This window comes from Chelatococcus sp. HY11 (assembly GCF_018398335.1).
In the GTDB taxonomy this organism is placed as follows: Bacteria; Pseudomonadota; Alphaproteobacteria; order Rhizobiales; family Beijerinckiaceae; genus Chelatococcus.
The window spans coordinates 1136243-1158680 of the sequence record NZ_JAHBRX010000001.1 but is presented as its reverse complement, the minus strand read 5'-3'; the positions used below and the strand labels follow the sequence as shown (position 1 = coordinate 1158680).

The 22438-nt window shown below is 63.0% G+C and carries 17 protein-coding genes; 14 read left to right on the top strand and 3 right to left on the bottom strand.

Features of this window, described 5'->3' with window-relative positions; all coding sequences use genetic code 11:
- Positions 1 to 214: 214 nt before the first annotated feature.
- The 3 genes from KIO74_RS05465 to KIO74_RS05455 all read right to left on the bottom strand — a co-directional run bounded on the left by KIO74_RS05465 (position 215) and on the right by KIO74_RS05455 (position 2864).
- On the bottom strand, positions 215 to 1045 hold the full coding sequence (locus KIO74_RS05465; RefSeq protein WP_213331062.1) for a hypothetical protein: 831 nt from the start codon (positions 1043 to 1045) through the stop codon (positions 215 to 217).
- Between the two features lie 129 nt (positions 1046 to 1174).
- On the bottom strand, positions 1175 to 1825 hold the full coding sequence (locus KIO74_RS05460) for a 2-dehydro-3-deoxy-6-phosphogalactonate aldolase (protein ID WP_213331061.1): 651 nt from the start codon (positions 1823 to 1825) through the stop codon (positions 1175 to 1177).
- A gap of 40 nt (positions 1826 to 1865) precedes the next feature.
- The gene (locus KIO74_RS05455; protein ID WP_213331060.1) at positions 1866 to 2864 is read right to left on the bottom strand and encodes a 2-dehydro-3-deoxygalactonokinase; all 999 of its coding nucleotides are present in this window, start codon (positions 2862 to 2864) and stop codon (positions 1866 to 1868) included.
- Positions 2865 to 3264: 400 nt separating this feature from the next.
- Between KIO74_RS05455 and KIO74_RS05450 the strand changes: the two genes are divergently transcribed.
- The 14 genes from KIO74_RS05450 (at position 3265) to lpxD (ending at position 22418) form a co-directional block, all read left to right on the top strand.
- Positions 3265 to 3513 carry a hypothetical protein gene (locus KIO74_RS05450; RefSeq protein WP_213336110.1) on the top strand — a complete coding sequence of 83 codons (249 nt, stop codon included), beginning with the start codon at positions 3265 to 3267 and terminating at the stop codon, positions 3511 to 3513.
- Between the two features lie 560 nt (positions 3514 to 4073).
- On the top strand, positions 4074 to 4454 hold the full coding sequence (locus tag KIO74_RS05445) for a hypothetical protein (RefSeq protein ID WP_213331059.1): 381 nt from the start codon (positions 4074 to 4076) through the stop codon (positions 4452 to 4454).
- 257 nt (positions 4455 to 4711) lie between these two features.
- Positions 4712 to 5473, top strand: a complete 762-nt coding sequence (locus KIO74_RS31595) for an META domain-containing protein (protein WP_249730866.1) — start codon at positions 4712 to 4714, stop codon at positions 5471 to 5473.
- A 203-nt stretch (positions 5474 to 5676) separates the two neighbouring features.
- Positions 5677 to 9147 (top strand): DNA polymerase III subunit alpha, encoded by a 3471-nt coding sequence (dnaE, locus tag KIO74_RS05435; protein ID WP_213331058.1) that lies wholly within the window; start codon positions 5677 to 5679, stop codon positions 9145 to 9147.
- A 214-nt stretch (positions 9148 to 9361) separates the two neighbouring features.
- Positions 9362 to 10951: an ABC-F family ATP-binding cassette domain-containing protein gene (locus KIO74_RS05430; RefSeq protein ID WP_213331057.1), complete on the top strand. Its 1590-nt coding sequence runs from the start codon at positions 9362 to 9364 to the stop codon at positions 10949 to 10951.
- Between the two features lie 230 nt (positions 10952 to 11181).
- On the top strand, positions 11182 to 12192 hold the full coding sequence (locus KIO74_RS05425) for a 30S ribosomal protein S2 (protein ID WP_213331056.1): 1011 nt from the start codon (positions 11182 to 11184) through the stop codon (positions 12190 to 12192).
- Positions 12193 to 12448: 256 nt separating this feature from the next.
- Entirely contained in the window at positions 12449 to 13372 is a 924-nt protein-coding gene (gene tsf, locus KIO74_RS05420) for a translation elongation factor Ts (RefSeq protein ID WP_213331055.1), read from the top strand.
- Between the two features lie 131 nt (positions 13373 to 13503).
- Positions 13504 to 14211 carry a UMP kinase gene (pyrH, locus tag KIO74_RS05415; protein WP_213331054.1) on the top strand — a complete coding sequence of 236 codons (708 nt, stop codon included), beginning with the start codon at positions 13504 to 13506 and terminating at the stop codon, positions 14209 to 14211.
- A 360-nt stretch (positions 14212 to 14571) separates the two neighbouring features.
- Positions 14572 to 15135 (top strand): ribosome recycling factor, encoded by a 564-nt coding sequence (frr, locus tag KIO74_RS05410; RefSeq protein WP_213331053.1) that lies wholly within the window; start codon positions 14572 to 14574, stop codon positions 15133 to 15135.
- A gap of 392 nt (positions 15136 to 15527) precedes the next feature.
- Complete coding sequence (locus KIO74_RS05405; RefSeq protein WP_213331052.1) at positions 15528 to 16307, top strand: isoprenyl transferase; 780 nt, start codon at positions 15528 to 15530, stop codon at positions 16305 to 16307.
- Positions 16304 to 17161, top strand: a complete 858-nt coding sequence (locus tag KIO74_RS05400; RefSeq protein ID WP_213331051.1) for a phosphatidate cytidylyltransferase — start codon at positions 16304 to 16306, stop codon at positions 17159 to 17161. The genes KIO74_RS05405 and KIO74_RS05400 overlap by 4 nt, the downstream gene beginning before the upstream one ends.
- A gap of 371 nt (positions 17162 to 17532) precedes the next feature.
- Positions 17533 to 18699, top strand: a complete 1167-nt coding sequence (gene rseP, locus KIO74_RS05395) for an RIP metalloprotease RseP (RefSeq protein WP_213331050.1) — start codon at positions 17533 to 17535, stop codon at positions 18697 to 18699.
- Between the two features lie 143 nt (positions 18700 to 18842).
- Positions 18843 to 21284 (top strand): outer membrane protein assembly factor BamA, encoded by a 2442-nt coding sequence (gene bamA, locus KIO74_RS05390; protein ID WP_502762101.1) that lies wholly within the window; start codon positions 18843 to 18845, stop codon positions 21282 to 21284.
- Between the two features lie 69 nt (positions 21285 to 21353).
- Positions 21354 to 22418 (top strand): UDP-3-O-(3-hydroxymyristoyl)glucosamine N-acyltransferase, encoded by a 1065-nt coding sequence (gene lpxD, locus KIO74_RS05385; protein WP_213331048.1) that lies wholly within the window; start codon positions 21354 to 21356, stop codon positions 22416 to 22418.
- The last annotated feature ends 20 nt before the right edge of the window (positions 22419 to 22438 follow it).

Below are 22438 nucleotides of genomic sequence, written 5' to 3'. Positions count from 1 at the left end.
TGCAGCGCCGCTCTCATATCGAATGCGCCTCATAATTTTTGCTAGAGGCCTTTATGCATCTGAACCGACTGGCCCTTATCGTAGCGATCAGCATGGCCGCCACGGCATGCCAATCAACCAACCAGGGCGGGGGCGGTTTCAGCCGATCCGGCCCTCCGGATTATGTTGAAGACCAGCTGGACAACGCCGTCTCGCCTTTCCCGGAAGACGACCGTTACGGCGACGACAGCCTCGTTCCCGAGGTCGGCGGCCCCATGTAGGCTGGCAGCGCGCCGGGATGAACCGTCATCGGTGCCCCCCGGTTGCTGCTTCGGGTCTTCGGCTTGCTGCCCGTACGCAAGGCGAGGCCCTCGCTGACGGCGCGCGCCAGCGCCGCCGAGGCATCGTCTCCTTCAAAAGGTGACAGCATCGGGAAGGCGAGGTCGTCATTCCCAACAGCGATCGCTTCCCCAAGAGCGATGGCCTCCTCGATAGCGGCGTCCTCGCTCTCTGTCTCAGCTGCGGCTGCAACCCCATCTGTCGAGGCTGTGAACGGGACGAGAGCCAGCACCGGCTCATTCTCGACGCTTCCACCTGAAATCGCGGCCGCGATAGGGATCTCGCCGTCCAGGGCGATGATCTCGGCCTCTCCTACGATGATAACAGGGGCTGCCTCGATCTCCGGCGCCGCGTCGGTCAAGCTTTCTAGTGCTTCCGCGGTGCGAGCCCCCTCGATCGGAGCGACAGCATCCGGGGACGGCGCAGCGATCACTTCATCCGAGATGGGCTCTTCTGGCGGGGCGACGTCAGCCGAACGGATCTCGTCCAAGCGGATATTTTCCGAGCGGATATTTTCCAGCCGGATATCTTCCAGCCGGATCTCGGCCACGGCGTCGCGGGCGAGAGCAAGCCAGGACAGCGCCACCGTCGATGTATCGAATGGCGGCAGCGGTGCTGGCTCGAAGGCGCTCCACGCATCCAGGAGTTCCGCCGTACGGCGCGCGATGGCTTCCTGCCGTTCGGCGGACATCGCCGAGACAAGCTCCTCCAGCAATCTATCGCCCATGGCCCGTCACCCACCCCCGACTCAATGGGTAAATGGTAATTAACCCTAGGCGTCTGGGTAGATAGCTATCAGAAGTTGTCCACGGCGATCTGCAACAACGTCAGTAATGCTGATGTATCGGCCATGATCTCATGGCCGCTTGCGCGATGACCACGCCTCGACGAAGGCGCGTGCGTTGGCGGCGATCTCCTGCACATCCATGCCGGGCTTGTAGACGGACGATCCCAGGCCAAAGCCTGCGACGCCCGCCGCAAGGAAGGGGTCCATGTTGGTGGGCGTGATGCCGCCGACCGGCAACAGCCGCGTTCCAGGCGGAAGCACCGCCCGGATCGCCTTGATGACCGGCGGCCCGACCATCTCGGCGGGAAAGATCTTGAGGGCGGCGGCGCCGGCAGCGAGCGCGGCAAAGGCTTCGGTCGGGGTTGCGACCCCGGGGGTGCAGATGAGCCCGGCATCGGTGGCCGCGCGGATAACCATCGTATCGGCATGCGGCATCACGACAAGGTCGGCCCCAAGCGCGACGAGCCGCTCGACTTCGGCAGATCTTGTTACCGTGCCCGCGCCCACGAGCGTGTCATCCGGCAGCAACTCACGGATGATACGGATGCTCTCGAAGGGCTCGGGTGAATTCAGCGGCACCTCGATGAAGCGGAAGCCCGCTTCATGCAGTGCCGTGGCGACATCGGCCGCCTCCTCCGGCTTCAGGCCGCGCAGGATGGCGATCAATGGCAGCGTGGCGAAAGCCTCTTCCAAACGCGTCGCGCGGCTCGGCCGGGTCATGGTACCAATTCCTTCTTTCAGACGGTCGAACAAGATCCGGTCATGCCCGATCGAGCGTGCCCGTCGCGGTTGCGAAGCGGAAAAGCCCCGCTGGAGCCGTATTCCCCAGGAGGGCGGCGGGGGAGACGTCGAAGAGAGCCATCGCGCGGCGATAGCTGTTGCAGAGGCCGTCGTCGCCGATGAGCACGATAGGCGGCAGATCTCCGGCATCAGCCCTCAGACGGGCAAGGCCTGAGGTCAACTCCTGGCCAATGAGGAGGCCTGAGAGATAGTCTTTCAGAACATCGCCGGGCAGTCGCTTCGTGAGACCGAGGCTGCGCACCGAGAAGAGCTGGTTCAGGAGATCGCCAGCATGACTGTCGCGCGCCGCCGCGACACCTTGCAGGAAGGCGGCTTCCGCAGCCGCTGGGGCTGCTGCCGCTTCCTCCGGGGATGTCATCAGGCGGCCGAGGATCGAGTGCTTTGTCATGACGGCGAAGACCTCGCCGGTCATGTAGGTGTCGAAGCGGGTGATGCGGCTCGCGGCGATGGCGACCCATTTGGAATGGGTGCCAGGCATGATGATCGAGGCGCGTTCGGCCAGTGCGGGATGAGCGGCGAGCGCGCCGGCGATCTGGATTTCCTCGCCGCGCATCACGTCCGGCGGTGCATCGGCCGGATTGTCGATGACACCAGGGGCGATGAGGATCGTGCGGCCATCCGCCGTCGTTGCGCGGCCGGCGTGTCGGGCGAGTTCCGCGACATCGGCGGGGCAGGCGACATAAGGCGCTTCGACCCAGCCCTGCGCACTGCCGACCATGCCGCCGGCGACGACCGGCAGATTAGGCCATCGCGCCAGCCATTCCCCGCAAAGCGCGGTGAAGGCCTTCTCGAATCCCGGAATACCCGGCTCCGGCAGGTTCTGGATCCCGTGACTGCTGGCACGCTGGTCGATGACGCCAGCTTGCCTGTCCATCAGGAAGCCACGCAGGCTTGACGTGCCCCAATCGAGCGCGACGAGAACAGGTTGATGGTCCTCTGACACCTTATTGCTGTTCATGCGATCGCTCCCTGCCATCGATCTTGGCGTCTGCCTACTCGATCCCTGATGCAGGGTCTAGAGTCCATGCTTCGATGAGAATCGCCCTCAGGTGCGTTGAAGAGGATGCGATAGGCTGGCGCTATAGTCCGGCGTTGCGGACGAAGGCGTTTCTGTGAGTTGCCGCCTGACATGTCCGTCGCTGTCAGGCAGGGGCAGGTCGGCGCTGTCAGACCTTCGCGGGCGTAGCCCATGGGAATTCTCTCAGCGCCAAAGGCGCCGTATCCAATTATAAAATATGAACTTTTCGGCGCTTTGTGGATTTGTGATCTGCTCCGCCCCTCTTTTTTGTTCTATTTTTGTTCCGCGTCGCTTAGTCTGATGGAACAGCAAGTGTCAATCAGATCGCGTGAGTCCGGCGATGAGCATGATGGTGGACGAAATCGTTGCGGCCTATCTCAAGGCGGAAGGGAACGCGATGGCTGCTCTCAACGCGGCCATTCGGGATGCGCTGGCCGACCTCACCGAGAAGGAGCAACGCCTGGCGAAGGCGGAGCGGCTGATTTCGCGCGGCTATGTGCGTGGCCGGATGCACGCCGCGCTCGTGGCGGCCGCCGAAAAGGAACAGGCCGAGATCGACGAAGTTTCCAATCGCCAGACGATGGGGTGATGACAATGTCGGATGACGGATAATTCAGGTCATGGACAGGGATGCGTCAGCTCAACGGGCGCAGACCTGTTGCCCTGGTCCTGTTTCGTCCGGGTTCGGCTTGGGCTGGTCATTGTCGGGATCGTCGGGCTCCGGTTCCTCAATCGGAGGAATGAGAGGCTTCAGCGGATCGGAGGGGTCAATCGCCGGAGGGCGGGGAAAGGGATCCGGGATGGGGGAGCCGGGCATCGGCGGTTCCGACGCGCGGGGAAAAGTCGCCCCCCAGCTCGCCAAGCTCATGCGGGGCACCAAGCCGGTCACCGACTGATCTTCAGAAGGGGTTCGTTCTATCCGTAACCCACCCATATCCATGCTGCTGATCCTTGTCCGTTCGCATGGAGGGAAGTCACGGGCGCAGGATACGGTTCCACTTCGGAGATATCCGGCGCGCGCATCGATATGGAGTTTCACAGTCAGCTGTGAGGGCCGGCTCAAATGTCACGACGCGGCCCCATTCCCGTGAAACTGGATGTATGAGCACTCCCATGCATCCGATCGAACCGCTGGAAATGAGGACAGCCATGAGCCGCACGAAGCACACACCCGTCATGCGCCGATCCGGGCTGTGGACATTCGGCCAGCCCATCGCATCGCGCTTCGCCGTGAGCGCCGCTGCCGCGGCGTTGCTCATCGGCGCCTCCGCCGCAACACCGGCTGCCGCGCAGAATGCGCCTCTTGAACTGCCCAAGCAGGGCCAATCCCTCAGTAAGCCGGGCAAGGCCAATCAGCAGCGCGCCGTCAAGCGGAAGCCCCAATCACCCGCGCGTGCCGAACGCCAACCGGTGCAGGAGTTTCGCCAGCCAAGCTACGAAGACCTGGCGCGACAGGGAACGGACGAAGGGGGCACCAGCATTCGCCCAAGCTTCCGTGGCGGCAGGCCCGCTCTGAACATGGGCTTTTGAGTGAGTTAGGTTACCGCATGACTGGGGCTTCCGAATTCGCATGTATTGTCTGGATGCGGCGACCCGGTCAGTGTTTCCCTAGTCTCGACGAGCGGCGGATGAAGGCCTGGCCGCTCTTTCGCGCGTCCTCAAAAAGGATCAGCCGCCAGCGATCGCCGGTCCTTCATTGAGCCGGCCTTATGTCCGGGATTATGGGATAAGGGGATCGACCGATGATGGAGGCCCCGGTGACAAGGGATGTGATGAGGATGGGTCTGTTGAAAAGCGCGCCCGTGAGGAGCCACCTCTTGCGCCATGTCTTTTCGCGCATGCCGACGAGCGTGATCCTCGCCGGATCGCTCCTCGTGTTCCCTGTTTCCGCGGCCATTCAGAGAGCCGTGGCGGCCAGCGCGGACGCCTTGACCGGTCAATGGCTGGCTGAGGACATCGGCGGCGGCGGCGTGGTCGACCGCATCCAGACGACTCTCGCTTTCGGTGGGGATGGCAAGGTCACCGGGTCCGGCGGCTGCAACCACTTCACCGGCAAGGCCGAGATCGGGGCTGACACCCTAAGTATCGGTCCATTGGCGTCCACCCGCATGGCTTGCCCGCCAGCCGTCATGGGGCAGGAGCAGAAGTTCTTCAACGCCCTGCAAGGCGTGAAAAGCTGGACAGTCGACGGCAACGGCAAGCTCTCCCTGCGTGACGCCGGGGGCAAGCAACTGGCGCTGCTGACACGGGTTCGTCAGGGGGCGGCGATCACCATCGAGGTTCCCTCAGTCACCGAGGTCCAGACCATCAGGGCCAGTTATGCCTGCGGTGGCCGGACCGTGGACGCCACCTATTTCAACGCCGGCGCCGTCTCGCTGGTGTCGCTGTCGATGCAGGGCGAGTTCGTGATCGCGGCCAATGTGCTTTCGGGCTCCGGGGCGAAATATGCCGGTGGGCGCTTCATCTGGTGGACGAAGGGCAATACGGCCGATCTCTATGATCTGACCAAGGGTGAGAATGCGTCGCCCGTCGCCTGCAAGGAGACGTGAGGGCGGACATGAGGGCAGGGCATCGCCCTGGCTGCGCGCACCCTCGGCTCCGCCGTCTGCTTCGCCCCTGGTGACAGGACATCCACCGGTAATCCTGCCTCGGGGGCTCGACCCCGGCGGTCCTCGCCTTATGCTTGGGACGGGGCTGGCATAAGTCTGGTCGGCATGAGTCCGGCCAGCATGTAATTGGTAGTGGGTTTCCGATGAGCGTTTCAGCGAACGAGATCTATCAGGACGTCGGCTTTGTGCATCTGCACGTCCATTCCTCGTTCTCGCTTCTCGAGGGCGCGCTGACCATCGCCGCCTTATCGAAGATGGCCATCGCCGACGGCATGCCGGCTCTCGCCCTGACAGATTCCAACAATCTCTTCGGCGCCCTGGAGTTCTCCGAGAAGCTCTCGGGAGCTGGAATCCAGCCCATCGCGGGCCTGCAGCTCACCGTCGAATTCGAACCGCCGGACCCCACCGTGCGCCAGACGGTGGTTCGCAGCCTGCCGCATATCGTGCTGCTTGCCACCAGCGAGGCCGGTTACGGCAATCTGATGCAACTCACCAGCCGCGCCTTCCTCGATTCCACGGCGGGGGAAGTGACGCATGTGCCTTTCGTGCGGTTGGCGGCGCATAGCGAGGGGTTGATCGCGCTGACGGGCGGACCGGGCGGTCCCCTCGACAGGGCGCTGCGCGATGGTCAGGTGGATCTCGCGTCGGAGCGTTTCGGGCGACTTCGAGAGGTCTTCGGCGATCGTCTCTATGTTGAGCTGCAGCGCCACGGTACTAACGAGGAGCGCTCGGTTGAGACGGAACTGCTGCGCCTCGCCTATCGCGATGGCGTTCCGCTCGTTGCCACCAACGAGCCCTATTTCGCGAAGGTTGGGGACTATGAAGCGCATGATGCGCTGCTCGCCATCGCCGATGGACGTCTTGTCACCGATGACAACCGCCGCCGGCTGACCAATGAGCACGACTTCAAGTCGCGCGCGGCGATGGTCAAGCTGTTCGAGGACCTGCCAGAGGCGCTGCAGTCCACGGTCGAGATCGCCATGCGTTGCGCCTACCGGCCACGCACGCGCAAGCCCATGCTGCCCCGCTTCAGCGGCGACGAGGCAGAGGAGGCGAGCGAGCTGCGCCGGCAGGCGGTGGCCGGCCTCGACGCGCGTCTTGCCTCCCATCCGCCGGCGCCCGGACTGACCGAGGCCGATTACCGCCAGCGTCTCGAATTCGAGCTGTCGATCATCGAGCGCATGCGCTTTCCCGGCTACTTCCTGATCGTCGCCGACTTCATCAAATGGGCCAAGGCCCATGACATCCCGGTGGGCCCGGGCCGTGGCTCGGGCGCGGGCTCGCTCGTCGCCTATTCGCTCACCATCACCGACCTTGATCCGCTGCGGTTCGGCCTCCTGTTCGAACGGTTCCTCAATCCGGATCGCGTGTCGATGCCGGACTTCGATATCGACTTCTGCCAGGACCGGCGCGAAGAAGTCATATCTTATGTGCAGCAGCGCTACGGCGAGGATCGCGTCGCGCAGATCATTACCTTCGGTACGCTGCAGGCGCGCGGGGTGATGCGCGACGTCGGCCGCGTGCTCGAGATGCCCTACGGCCAGGTCGACAAGCTGACCAAGCTCGTCCCGCAGAATCCGGCCAATCCCGTCACGCTCAAGAAGGCGATCGAGGACGAGCCCAAGCTCCAGAGCGCGGCGAAGGAGGAGCCGGTGGTTGGGCGCATGCTCGACATCGCCCAGAAGCTGGAGGGGCTGCACCGCCATGCCTCCACCCATGCCGCCGGCATCGTCATCGGCGACAGGCCGCTGGAAGAACTCGTGCCGCTCTATCGCGATCCGCGTTCAGGCATGCGCGTCAGCCAGCTCAACATGAAATGGGTGGAGCAGGCGGGGCTCGTCAAATTCGACTTCCTCGGGCTGAAGACGCTCACCGTGCTGCGCACGGCGGTCGATCTCATCAAGAAGAAGGGGCTCGACATCGATCTGTCGACCATCCCTCTCGATGACAAGAAAACTTATGAATATCTCGGGCGCGGCGAGACGGTGGGCGTGTTCCAGGTGGAAAGCGCCGGCATGCGCAAGGCGCTCGTCGAGATGCGCGCCGACCGGCTGGAGGACCTGATCGCCCTCGTGGCGCTCTACCGTCCCGGTCCGATGGCCAATATTCCTGTCTATTGCGCCCGCAAGCACGGGGATGGTGAACCGGAGGAGGAGTGGTACCTCCACGAGAAGCTCCAGCCGATCCTGAACGAGACCTTCGGCATCATCATCTACCAGGAACAGGTGATGCAGGTGGCGCAGTCGCTGTCGGGCTATTCGCTCGGCGAGGCCGACCTGTTGCGCCGCGCCATGGGCAAGAAGATCAAGGCCGAGATGGACGCGCAGCGCGAGCGATTCGTGGATGGCGCCATCGAGCGCGGCCTCACCAAGGCGCTGGCCGACGAGATCTTCGACCTGCTCGCCAAATTCGCCGACTACGGCTTCAACAAGAGCCATGCGGCTGCGTATGCGCTCGTGTCCTACCACACGGGCTATCTGAAGGCGAACCATCCGGTCGAGTTCATGGCCGCGTCCATGACGCTCGAACTCGACAACACCGACAAGCTGTCGGAGTTTCGGCGTGAGGCCGAGCGCCTTGGCATCAAGGTGGAGCCCCCTTCGATCAATCGCTCGGGCGTGGTGTTCGAGGTGCACTATGACGCCGACAAGCGCGGCTCGATCCGCTATGCCCTGGCCGCGCTCAAGGGTGTCGGTCGGCAGGCTGTCGAGGCGCTTGTTGCGGCCCGCGGCGATACGCCGTTCCGTGACCTCGGTGATTTTGCCCGCCGCTTCAACCCCAAGCTCGTCAACAAGCGCACGCTGGAAGCCCTGATTTCGGCCGGCGCCTTTGACGAGCTCGAGCCGGATCGTGCGCGCAGCTTCGCCGCCATCGACGCGATCACCGCGATCGCGGCGCGCACCGTGGCGGCGGAGGCTGACGGGCAGAACGATTTCTTCGGCGGGCCGACCTCCGCGCCGGAGCCCCTGCGCATTCCCACCTACGTGCCATGGCTGCCGGCCGAGCGCTTGCAGCGGGAATACGACGCGGCCGGTTTCTTTCTCACGGGCCATCCGCTCGATGAATATGGCGCTCTGCTTGAAAAGCTGCGTGTCCAACGCTGGTCGGATTTCGCCAAGGCGGTCCGCGGCGGGGTCAATATGGGGCGGCTCGCCGCCACTGTGCTGGACCGGACCGAGCGCCGCACGAAGAGCGGCTCGAAGATGGGCATCGTCAATCTGTCGGACCAGAGCGGGCATTTCGAGGCGATCATCTTTGCGGAAGGGCTGTCGCATTTCCGCGACCTGCTTGAGCCGGGCAAGGCCGTCATTCTCTTGGTCCAGGCCTCCGCCGAGGGCGAGGAGGTGAGGGCGCGCATCCAGTCGGTCGAGCCGCTCGATTCGGCGGTCTCCAAACATCACAAGAGCCTGCGGATCTTCCTGCGTGATGAGGCACCGCTCCCCATTGTCGCCGAACGGCTGCGCGACCGTGGGGATGGCGACATTTCGCTGGTGCTGATGCTGGAGGAGAAGCAGGAGGTCGAGGTGAAGCTCAAGGGGCGTTTTTCCACGACACCGCAGATGGCGAGCGCCATCCGGGCGATCCCCGGCGTCGTCCATGTGGAGATGCTGTAGCCTTCAGTGCAGTCGCCGCCCGCTGTCGTGTAGCCGGCCAAGGCCACGTGGTCGCGCGGATGAAAGTTTTGCCGAAATTTGCTGCGCGAGCTTGCGCGCGCGACGCATTGCACTTACCTAACGCCGGATTCAACAAGGTTTTGGAGCCGCTACGATATGGACATGTCTCTTGCCGCCGTCGTTCAGTCGATCATGCTGCGAGAAGTCCTGTCCCATGCCCGCTTCCATTACTCTGCTCAATCTGTCGTGCCATGCTCCTGATGGAGCGCCGCTTTTTTCCGATCTCAATTTAAGCTTCGGCCCCGAGCGTACCGGCATTGTCGGGCGTAACGGCACCGGCAAGACCACGCTGCTGCGGCTGATCGCGGGCGAGCTTCGCCCCTCGTCGGGCAGTATCCAAGCCTCGGGCGCCCTGGGCGTCATGCGTCAGGATGTGCAAGCGAGCGCCGACACGCTCGCGGACCTTTTTGATGCGAAAGCGGCCTTAGCAATACTCGACCGCGCGGAAAGAGGGCTGGCCGAGCCCGATGAACTGGCCGGCGCGGATTGGGATTTGCCCGCGAGGATCGACGCGGCTCTTTTGCGTTGTGGCCTTTTATTGGAGCCGCATGCGCGGCTCGCCGCGTTGTCTGGCGGGCAACGCACCCGCGCGGCCTTGGCCGCGTTGATTTTTGCCGAGCCGGACATCCTTCTGCTCGATGAGCCGACCAACAACCTGGACCGCGACGGACGCCGGGCTGTCCTGGATTTCATCTCCGGATGGCGAGGTGGTGCCGTCATTGTCAGTCATGATCGGGAGCTTCTCGATGCGATGGATGCGATCGTGGAGCTGACGACGCTCGGCGCCACACGATATGGCGGGAATTATCGTGCCTATCGCGCGCGGAAGACCACGGAGCTTGAGGGCGCTCACAACGATCTTGCCGCCGCCGAGAGGGCGCGCGCCGAAGTCAGGCGTCGCGCGCAGCAGGCGGTGGAGCGCAAAGCGCGCAGGGACAGCAACGGACAAAAGGGGCGCGCCAGAGGCGACCAGCCCAAAATCCTGATGGATGCGGCCAGGGGGCGGGCGGAAGCTTCCGGCGGCTCAAACGCCCGCCTTCGGGAGGCCCGGGCCGGGATGGCGGAGGGGGCTCTCGCCGACGCACGCGCGCGGATCGAAGTACTTCAGCCCTTGCGCATGGATATGCTCTCGACGGGAATACCACTTGGCAGGACCGCTCTGAGGCTCGATTCCGTGACCGGGGGATACGCGATCGCCCGGCCCGTCATTCGAGACCTCTCCTTGACGCTGACCGGACCCGAACGCGTCGCGATCACAGGCCCTAACGGCAGCGGCAAGTCCACGTTGCTCGCGCTGGTCGCGGGCCAGCTCGAGCCGTGGAGCGGAGCGATCGATCGACCTGTACCCTTGGCGTTTCTCGACCAGGATGTCAGTTTGCTCGCTCACGACCTTTCGCTGCGCGAGAACTTTCTGCACCTCAATCCCGAGGCGGATGAAAATCAGTGTCGCGCGGCCCTGGCACGGTTTCGTTTCCGCGCCGAGGATGCGCAGCAGAGAGTGGGCAGTCTCAGCGGTGGTGAGCGATTGCGAGCCGGCCTCGCCTGCACCTTGGGGCGGCCCGTTCCGCCTGCGCTGCTCGTTCTCGACGAGCCGACCAATCACCTTGACCTGGATGGGATCGAGGCCCTGGAAACGGCGCTATGCGCCTTTGACGGTGCGCTTCTCGTCGTCAGCCACGATGAGCGGTTTCTCGATGGCCTCGCTCTGGAGCGAAGAGTGGAGCTGGATGGGATCCCTGGCTGAGTTATCAGGCCTAAGAAGCCGATATCAAATGGAGGGATGACGTCTTTCCGCACGGCATCTCTTGCATCTCAACGCTGGCGCCCTTATAAGCGCGCCCATTCCACACGCGGGGTTAAGCTCGCGAAGGTCCTACCATAAGGGCCTTCTTGAGATCTCTCACGAGCCATCCGGTGGCCGGATCATCCGGCCCAAGGCCTCGCGGCGGCATCATAACCGGAGTTATAAAGACTATGGCGCTTCCTGATTTCTCCATGCGGCAGCTGCTCGAAGCCGGTGCGCATTTCGGCCACCAGTCTCACCGCTGGAACCCGAAGATGGACCAGTACATCTTCGGCACCCGCAACAACATCCACATCATCGATCTCGCCCAGACCGTGCCCGCGTTCTACCGCGCGCTGCAGGCGATTTCGGACACGGTGGCCGCCGGTGGCCGCGTGCTCTTCGTCGGCACGAAGCGCCAGGCTGCTGACGCGGTCGCGGACGCGGCGAAGCGTTCGGCCCAATATTACGTGAATTCCCGCTGGCTCGGCGGCATGCTGACCAACTGGAAGACCATTTCCGGTTCGATCCAGCGCCTGCGCAAGGTCGACGAAACCCTGAACGGTGGCGCCTCCGGCCTCACCAAGAAGGAACGCCTGATGCTCTCGCGCGAGCGCGAGAAGCTTGAGCGCGCCCTCGGCGGCATCAAGGACATGGGCGGCGTGCCGGACCTCCTGTTCGTGATCGACACGAACAAGGAGCAGCTCGCCATCAAGGAAGCCCAGCGCCTGGGCATTCCCGTGGCGGCGATCGTCGATACCAACTGCGATCCCGACGGCATCACCTTCCCGGTTCCGGCCAATGATGACGCGGGTCGCGCCATCGCTCTCTATTGCGACCTCGTCGCTCGCGCCGCCATCGACGGCATCTCGCGCGGACATGGCGATCTCGGTATCGACATCGGCGAATCGGAAGCTCCGATCGTTGAGGACCTGCCGGCCGCCGACGGCGCCGCTTCGGGTGAGGTATTCGAGCGTCTTGGCGCGCCGCGCGGTGCTCCTGATGACCTGACCAACCTCAACGGCGTTGGCCCCGAACTTGAGAAGAACCTCAATGAGGCCGGTGTCTTCCATTACTGGCAGATCGCGGCTCTCGCGCCGGCCGACATTGCCGCGCTCGACACCGAGCTGAAGCTGCACGGCCGCATCGAGCGTGACGGCTGGGTGGCGCAGGCCCGTTCGCTGACGGATACGGCGAACTGATAGCGAACCCCCGCCGGTCCCAGGGTCGGCTCTGCCTGAGAGGCCCGGCCCTGCCTAAGAGGGCCGGCTCTGCCTGAGATGGCGGACCTTCATATGAAAGCCTGAGGGCTGTGTCATATGAAGGTCGCGTTTCAGCGGCCAGATCGGAGCCGGTCGATATACCGGCTCGTTTGACGTGTTGATTGACGATTGACGTCTGGCCGCGCCTTGCATTGATTTTGTGAGGACGCGGTTCTTTACGATCGAGAGGATGACGATGGCCAGCATTAGCGCGGCGATGGTGAAAGAGCTCCGCGACAAGACCGGCGCGGGCATGATGGATTGCAAGACGGCGCTGACCGAGACGGGCGGCGACGTTGAGGCGGCGGTGGATTGGCTGCGCAAGAAGGGCCTGTCGAAAGCCGCGAAGAAGTCCGGTCGCGTCGCGGCTGAAGGCCTCGTCGCGGTGGCGCTCGCCGGCAACAAGGGCGTCGTCGTCGAGATCAACTCGGAAACCGACTTCGTGGCCCGCAACGAGCAGTTCCAGCAGCTCGCCCGCACCATCGCGCGGGTCGCACTCGACACCGGCACCGACATCGAGGCCCTGAAGGCCGCGGCCTATCCCGGCGGCGGTACGGTGCAGGATGCCCTGTCGAGCGCCATCGCCACCATCGGCGAGAACATGACGCCCAGGCGCGCGGCGAACCTTTCGGTTGCCGACGGCGTGGTCTCCGCCTATCTGCACAACACGTCCGGCGAGGGCCTCGGCCGTATCGGCGTGATCGTGGCGCTTGCCTCGACCGCCAACAAGGACGAGCTTGCGGCTCTCGCCCGCCAGATCGCCATGCATGTCGCCGCGACCAACCCGGTGGCGCTCGACGCCAGCGGCGTCCCGGCCGAGACGGTCGAGCGCGAGAAGGCTATCCTCGCCGACAAGCACGCCGGGAAGCCGGCCAATGTCATCGAGAAGATCGTCGACAGCGGCATGAAGACCTACTTCAAGGAAGTGACGTTGATGGAGCAGCCCTTCATCCACGATCAGTCCAAGACGATTTCCCAGGTCCTCAAGGAAGCCGAGGGACGCCTTGGGGCGCCCGTGAAGCTCGAGGGCTTCGTCCGCTACGGCCTGGGCGAAGGCATCGAGAAAGAGGAAGCCGATTTCGCCGCCGAAGTGGCGGCGGCGGCGGGAAGCCAGGGCTGACGACGACAACGGCGCCGCAAGGCGCCGTTTTCATGTGAAGACCTGTGCAAGGCACGCGCCCGCACGGTGACATCGATCCCCTGGCCCCGCTATGGGAAGGGATTGGCTCAGACAAAGGCGGAGGCACTAGCATGCGGATCAAACGGGCGCTCATCAAACTGTCGGGCGAAGTTTTGGCCGGAACTGCCGGTGCCGGCCTGCACGGCGAGACGTTGACGCAGATCGCCGCCGACATCGCGACTGCGGCCAAGAAGGGCCACGAGATCGCGATCGTGGTCGGCGGAGGCAATTTCTTCCGCGGCGTGCAAGGGCTCAACAAGGGGCTCGACCGGCCAACCGCCGATTCCATCGGCATGCTCGGCACGGTGATGAACGCGTTGGCGCTGGAACACGCGATCGAGGCAGCCGGCGTTCCCGCCCGCGCCATGTCGGCCGTGCCGATGCCATCTCTCTGTGAAAGCTATGCGCGACGTCGCGCGCTCGATCATCTCGCCCATGGCAAGGTCGTGGTGCTCGGCGGCGGGCTGGGCAATCCCTATTTCACCACCGATACGCCGGCTGTGCTGCGGGCGGCGGAACTTGACTGTCAGGCCCTGCTCAAGGCGACCAATGTGGACGGCGTCTATACCGCTGATCCGAAAAAGGATCCGACGGCATCGCGCTTCGAGAGCCTGACCCATGACGAGGCGATCGCCCGCAACCTCAAGGTCATGGATACGGCTGCTTTCGCGCTGGCGCGCGAGGCCGGCCTGCCGATTGTCGTCTTTTCCATTCTCGACGCAGGCGCCATCGGGCAGGTGCTCGAAGGCAGCGGCCGCGCGACAATCGTGGCGCCCTGAACACCAAGCTGTCCAGAATGTCCTTGAGCAAACGGCGACAGGATTCGGGCCGCGCTATGTTTTCTCCGATCGCGGCTGCCATCCGAGAGTGCCGCGCGGCTGTGGGCGGCGCGGGCCGCGCCCTCTCCTGGGATGCCAAGGCGGCTCATTCCCATGGAATAGATGGCGTTTGGCCGCAAAACGGTCTTCCACTCCCGTCCATCATGCTCTAAGTCCGCAACTTGTTGCCTTGGGGAGGTTCCTTCCCGAGGGTCTGGGTCACAATCCGTCGCTGTTCGGCGGAGGCTCGCGTTGTGCTTGACCACGGGGGCCACAGGCGCTCAAGGTCGCGCAAACATCGAACAAGAGGGCAAATCTGAGATGACTGCCACGTCTTTCGACCTTTCAGACGTCAAGCGGCGCATGCAGGGTGCCGTACAGGCCTTTCGTCACGACCTGGGAAGCCTCAGGACCGGCCGTGCCTCCCCGACGCTTCTTGATCCCCTGCAGATCGACGCTTATGGCGCCGTCATGCCGATCTCTCAGGTCGCGACGGTCAGTGTGCCTGAGCCGCGTCTGATCAGCGTGCAGGTCTGGGACCGCAGCATGGTCTCCGCCGTCGAGAAGGCCATTCGTGAATCTGACCTCGGCCTCAATCCGCAGACAGAGGGCCAGGTGATCCGTCTGCGCATTCCCGAGATGAATGAGCAGCGCCGCAAGGAGATGGTCAAGGTCGCCCATAAATATGCCGAGGAAGCGCGTGTTGCGGCGCGCCACGTTCGGCGTGACGGGCTCGACGTGTTGAAGAAGCTCGTCAAGGACGGCAACATGAGCGAGGACGACCAGACGCGGCAGGCTGATCAGGTCCAGAAGGCGACCGACCAGACGATCTCCGAGATCGACCAGCTTCTCGTCGCCAAGGAAAAGGAAATCCTCCAGGTCTGATCGGTCATCTAACAGGTCTGATCGGTCATCTAAGCAGCGATTCTCTGGGCGCGCTTGTCGAACCGTGCCTTGCCGCCATTCTAGCCGTGCCTGGAGAAGGCCCGCTTCCATATAGTGGGAACTCGGGTCTAGTTTCTCCACCGACTGGTATGAGGTCTATGAAGTTTTTATCATCGGCCTCATGATCGAGCTGTGTTCGGATCAGCCATCGGCTCGCGCCAGGAGGCGCGCCAAAATGGGTTTTGAAGCTCACTCCGGAATGATACGAATTTCGGATGCACGCGTGGCGTGCGGCGGCGACAGGGGGAGTGCCGGACGGTGGGCGTGAGCATGTACAAGGGATTTCAGGCGAATCCATGCGGTGCGCCCTCCGCGCAGCGTCGGAGGATGGCATGAGCGCATCGTCTGAGAAGCCAGCCCATGAGCCTGGAGGAGCAGGGGCTCCCAAGACTCCCCTAACTGCCATACCGCGTCATGTGGCCATCATCATGGACGGCAATGGCCGCTGGGCCGCGCGCAGGGGATTGCCGCGCTTCGAGGGGCATCGCCGAGGCATGGAGGCGCTCCGCAACGCCGTGCGCATCGCCGGCGATCTCGGCATTTCGTATCTGACGGTCTATGGCTTTTCCTCTGAGAACTGGAGCCGTCCTGCGGCTGAGATCGCGGACCTGATGGGGTTGTTGCGTCATTTCGTGAGACGCGACCTCGCCGATCTCCATCGCAACAATGTCCGTGTCCGCATTATCGGGACAGACGAGGGACTCGCCCCCGATCTCGTTGGACTTCTGACCGAGGCGGAGAATCTCACGCGGAACAACACCGCGTTGACGCTGGTTGTCGCGTTCAACTACGGCGCGCGCCAGGAAATAACCCAAGCCGCGCGCCGGCTTGCGGCGGATGTCGCGGCTGGCCGCCTGGCGACCGACGACATCTCCGTGGAGCGTTTCGCGGAGACGCTGAATACCGCGGATATTCCTGATCCCGATCTCGTCATCCGCACCTCCGGCGAGCAACGCCTGTCGAATTTTCTGCTCTGGCAGGCCGCCTATGCGGAGCTCGTCTTCACGCCGGTGTTATGGCCGGACTTCGACCGGGGCGCCTTCGAGGAAGCCCTGTCGGAATACCAACGGCGCGAGCGCCGCTTCGGCGGACTGAGCAGCGCCGCGGGATGACAAAAAGCAACGGAACCGCGCCCTTCGAACGAGGACATCCGGCGAGAGCCACATCCGAGCTGACGCTCAGGATCGCATCCGGATTCGTTCTTGCTTCAGTGGTGCTCGCGGCGACCCTCTGGGGCGGGTTACCCTTTGTGCTCATCTGGGCAATCGCCGGCGGAGGGGTGGCCTACGAATGGCTCGCCCTCACCGAGGAAAGCGCGGAGACCAGACGGACATCGCGTACGGTATTCGGCATATTGATAGCCGCATCGGCGCCCGTGCTGCATTGGTACGGAATTGGACCCGCGCTCCTGATTGTCGCCGGCGCGATCGCCGCTCTCATTGCCATGGATCGACATGATGCGAAGCGAGGTCTGCGGGCAAGCGGGCTCGCCTATGCCGCCGTTATCGCTCTTGTGCCCGTCGCCGCAAGGGATACGTCCTTCGGCTTGTTGACGCTGTTTTGGATGTTCGGTGTGGTCTGGGGCACCGATATCCTTGCCTATGCCTGCGGCAGGCTGATCGGCGGTCCCAAGCTCTGGCCCAGAGTGAGCCCCAAGAAAACCTGGTCCGGCTTTATCGGAGGTGTTGCCGCGGGCACGATCATCGGTTGGATGGTGCTCACGACGCCCCTAACCGGCGGACCCGCGCCTATGCCCGCCGCGATCATGATAGCCCTCTCGGCCGTCGCCGCCATTCTTTCCCAGGCGGGAGATCTCGGTGAATCAATCTTGAAGCGCTATCTGGGCGTCAAGGATTCCGGCCACATCATTCCAGGCCACGGCGGTCTCATGGATCGCCTTGACTCGTTCTGGGCGGTATCTGTTTTTTTGGGCTGCAGCCTGGTGGTCCGCTCATTCTGGAGCTGAGGCCGCGCGCGTAAAGCGTGTGTAAATCTCGTGCATGCAATTATTGCGCGGTTATGTTGGCGGGACAGGACCAGCGGCTATGTGCTATCTCATTGGACGCCGTGATCGTTCAGGTGCGGCCGGCTGAATACGAAGTCTGTCTCGATCTTGCCATGTTTGCCCCCGCATGTCTGTGCGGGGATGCCGGTTCAAAACGCTTGGCGCTGTCCAAACGCGCTAAGTTCAAATATAAGTAATATTCATGAACAGACTGATATTACAGATGTTTTTATGATGTAGATGGCGTTAGCGCTTGACTGCGAGCCCGACAAGACTATGGATGGCGGCTATGTCGCATTGGTGGACATCCTGATGATCAGAGACCTTGCTTCATGGAATTTCTAGGCGCCATGGGCGCGACGGCCACATCTTTGGTGGGCTATGTCGTGCCGTTCCTGTTCGTTCTCACTATCGTGGTGTTCATCCATGAGCTGGGACATTTCCTGGTCGGGCGCTGGTGCGGTGTCGGCGTGCAGGCTTTCTCGATCGGTTTTGGCAAGGAACTGATCGGCTGGACCGACAGGCGCGGAACGCGCTGGAAATTGTCCGCCATTCCCTTGGGCGGCTATGTGAAATTCGCGGGCGACGCCAATGCGGCCAGCATGCCGGATAGGGACGTTCTCGACAATCTGACGCCGGAAGAGCGGCGGGTCAGTTTTTTCCATAAGTCCGTGGGCCGCAGGGCGGCCATCGTCGCGGCTGGCCCGATCGCCAATTTCCTGTTGGCGATCGCCATTTTCGGCGGCGCGGCCTATTTCAACGGTCGTCAGGTCCTTGTGCCGAAGGTGGCCGCTGTTCAGGAGAACAGCGCGGCCGCCCGCGCAGGTTTTCAGGCCGGCGACATCGTTCTCTCCATTGATGGGCGGCCCATCACGTCGTTCAACGACATGCAACGGATTGTCAGCGGCCGCGCGGAGGAGGAGCTCACTTTCCTCGTTGATCGGGCGGGCAGTCAGACACGGTTGACGGCGACCCCGGATCTCCGGGAGATCACCACGCCGTTTGGCAAGCAGCGTCTTGGCATGCTGGGGCTGCAGGCCGCGTCGAACGATCCTGCCAACTGGCACGTCCAGCGCTTTGGCCTGATTGAGGCTGTCGGCGTCGGTGTCAGCGAGACCTGGTTCATCGTCACGCGTACCTATGACTATGTCGCCAAGCTCGTCACGGGTCGCGAGTCGACTGATCAGCTGTCGGGACCTATCCGCATCGCGGAAGTCTCCGGCAAGGTCGCGTCGATGGGCGGGATCTTCTCGCTCATCAATCTCGCCGCGATTCTTTCCGTCTCGATCGGCCTCATCAATCTTGTCCCCATCCCGATGCTGGATGGTGGCCATTTACTTTTCTACGCCATCGAGGCCTTGCGCGGCCGGCCCTTGAGCGAGGCGGCGCAGGAGATAGGTTTCAGGATCGGTCTCGCCATCGTTGTCATGCTAATGTTGTTTGTAACGTGGAATGACCTTACGCATCTTGGGCTCGCGCTCAGTCAAAGGGGCACGTGACCCTGAGGTCACGGTCCCCGGGGAAAAGTTTGTTAACGGTGTTTGTACGTTTGCATGGACGAGTAAACTCTGTAGAAGCGTTATTCGCCTATGGGATTGATATGGCCGGTTTTCCGGCAGAGAAAAGAACAATGAGGCGGCATCTGATGACGCTGACGACCAAAAGAGGCCGGCACTTGGTAAAAGGGCTTCGTTCTGGACTGGTGGCACTTCCGTTGACGGCAGTCTTTGCCGGAGGCGCTTTGGCTCAAGCGATTGTCGTTCAGGGCAATCGCAGGGTCGAGGCTGACACAGTTCGGTCTTACATCACGAGCCCGTCCAATTCGCCGGCTGAAATCCGTCGCGAGTTGATGGCGACCGGGATGTTCACCAACGTGAGCGTCTCGCGTCGCGGTAGTGACGTCGTCGTGACCGTTTCCGAAAACGACCTCATCAATCGGGTCGCGTTCGAGGGCAACAGGAAGCTCAACAAGGATATCCTCGGCTCCGAGGTGCAGACGAAGGCGCGCCAGCCCTATAGCCAGGCGACCGTCGATGCTGACATCGCCCGGATCCGCGAGATCTACAAGCAGTCCGGCCGCGGCCTTGCCTCGGTCACCGCGCGGACGGTCGATCTTCCCAATGGCCGCATTGACGTCGTCTTCACGATCGACGAGGGTGACAAGACGGGCGTCAAGGAAATCAACTTCGTCGGCAATAACGCCTATTCGGGATCGCGACTGCGGAACCTGATGACGACGACGGAGATGAACTTCCTGTCGTTTCTCAAGACCTCCGACGTTTATGATCCCGACAGGATCGCCTCGGACGAGGAGCTGATCCGCCGTTACTACCTCAAAAACGGCTATGCCGACTTCCGCATTGTCTCGACCGACGTCCAGTTCGATGAGGCGAAGGGTGGCTATATCGTCACCATCACCGTGGAAGAGGGCCAGCCCTACAAGGTCAGCGGCGTTCGTGTCGAATCCCAGATTCCGGACGTGTCCTCCGAGCAGCTGCAGGGCATCGTCACCACTTCGGCGGGCGATACCTACAACGCCGAGGCGGTTGAAAAGTCCCTCGACCGGCTGACGACCGAGCTCGGCCGTCGCGGCTATGCCTTTACGCAGGTCCGTCCTGCGGGCGTGCGTGATCCCGACTCGCATACCATCGGCATCGACTATGTCGTCGAGGAAGGCCCGCGCGTTTATATCGAGCGGATCAATATCCGCGGCAACTCGCGTACCCGCGACTACGTTGTGCGCCGCGAGTTCGATATCGGCGAGGGTGACGCCTTCAACAAGGTGTTGATTGATCGCGCTCTGCGCCGTCTCAACAATCTCGGCTACTTCAAGTCGGTCCGCATCACCAACGAGCCGGGCTCAAGCCCTGACCGTGTCATCGTGAATGTGGATGTCGAGGATCAGGCGACCGGCCAGTTCTCCGTGTCGGGTGGCTACTCGACCTCGGACGGTCTGATCGGTGAAGTCGCGGTATCGGAATCGAACTTCCTGGGTCGCGGCCAGTATGTCCGTCTCGCGGGCTCCTGGGGCCAACGCGCGCAAGGTGTCGACTTCTCGTTCACCGAGCCTTACTTCCTCGGCCAGCGTATGGCCGCCGGCTTCGACCTGTTCTCGAAATATACGGACAACACCAACTACTCGCGCTACACCAATCGCGTGACGGGCGGTCAGCTTCGTTTGGGTCTGCCGATCACCGAGGATACGACCGTTACGCTCCGTTACTCGCTGTATCAGTCGAACCTCAAGGTTCCGAACAGCTACGATGATCCGTTCAACGACTGCTGGTATCCGATCTACGGCTTCACCGGCCCTTATCCGGATTGTATCTACAACGGTGAGGCGTCGGTCGCGATCAAGGAAGCTGCCGGCAAGACGATCACCTCGCTGGTTGGCGCGACTTTCACCTACAACACGCTCGACAATATCCGGAACCCGCACTCGGGTCTCTACGTCGAGTTCAAACCTGACGTCGCGGGTCTCGGTGGCGACTCCAAGTTCATCCGTGCCACCGCGGAAGCGCGTTACTATCGCGAGCTGTTCGACGACGTCGTCGGCTTGGTCCGCGTGCAGGGTGGTCACGTCCGTGCGTTTGGCGACAAGGACCTGCGCATCGTCGACAACTTCTTCCTCGGCCCGTCGCTGGTTCGTGGTTTTGCGCCCTCCGGTATCGGCCCGCGTGACATGAATGGTGACTCGTCGGCCAACGCGCTGGGCGGCACGACCTATTTCGGTGGGTCGCTCGAAGTGCAGTTCCCGATCTGGGGCTTGCCGCGTGATCTCGGCCTGCGCGGCGCCGTCTTCGCGGATGCGGGTACCCTGTTCGGCTATGATGGCGCGACCAACTTCGCTCCCTATGGCGTTCCGGAATATTGCCCCGCGCCAGGCACGCCCTACACGAGCTACACAGCGCAGCCGACTTGCGTGAACGTGCTCGACAAGAAGACGATCCGCTCGTCGGTCGGCGCCAGCTTGCTGTGGCAGTCGCCACTCGGCCCGCTGCGCTTCGACTATGCCTGGGTGCTGTCGAAGGCGACTGGCGACCAGACCCAGCAGTTCCGCTTCTCCGGCGGCACGAGCTTCTAAACCTGTGGACAGGGCGACAGGCGGCTTCAGAAATGAGGCCGCCTTCGCGATTCGAGATATCGCTGTTTCATGACAGATCCGGTGTTCTTTCCGCGTATCGCGCAGCCGACCTTGGCTGAACTCGCTGCATCTGTCGGCGTCACGCTGCCGGAAGGCATAGAAACGGATTTGCGGATATCAGGCGCTGCGTCGCTTGAATGGGCCGGTCCGACTGACGTCGCCTATATGGACAATCCACGCTATGTCGACGCGCTGACGGCCACCCATGCGGCTGCGTGCTTCGTCTCGAAGCGTTTTGCCGCGAAGGTTCCCGCGACGACCGTCGCCCTCGTGACGCCGGATCCCTATCGTGTTTTCGCGCAGGTGATGGCCAACCTCTATCCCTCGGCCGTGCGTCCCCAGTCGACCTTCGCAGCGGTGGGGATCTCACCGGGGGCTTTCGTGCATCCCGGCGCGCATCTGGAGCCGGGAGTGATCGTCGATCCGGGCGCGGTTATCGGGCCGGACGTCGAGATCGGCAGTGGCAGTGTCATCGGCGCCAACGCCGTGATCGGCCCGCAATGCCGGATCGGGCGCGATGTGAGCATTGGCGCCAACGTCTCTGTGCTCAACGCGCTCATTGGCAACCGGGTGATCCTGCACGGCGGTGTGCGTATCGGGCAGGATGGGTTCGGCTTCGCCATGGGGGCGAGGGGACATCTGAAGGTGCCCCAGATCGGGCGCGTCATCATCCAGGATGATGTCGAGATCGGCGCCAATACCACCATCGACCGTGGCGCCAGCCGTGACACGGTGATCGGTGAGGGGACCAAGATCGACAACCTCGTCCAGATAGGCCACAACGTGGTTATCGGACGTCATTGCGTCATCGTCTCGCAGGTCGGCATTTCCGGCAGCACGACGATCGAGGACTTCGTGGCGCTCGGGGGGCAAGTTGGCGTCATAGGCCATGTCACGATCGGCACAGGCGCCCAGATCGCGGCCTCCAGCAACGTGGCAAGCGATGTCCCGCCGGGATCTCGCTGGGGCGGTACTCCTGCCAAGCCGTTGAGGGACTGGTTCCGGGAGATCAAGTCCGTCGAAAAGCTTGCGTCCAATCGCGATCCGCGCGACAGGGGTGGCGATGGCGTCTGAATTGCCGGCGCCGATGAGGA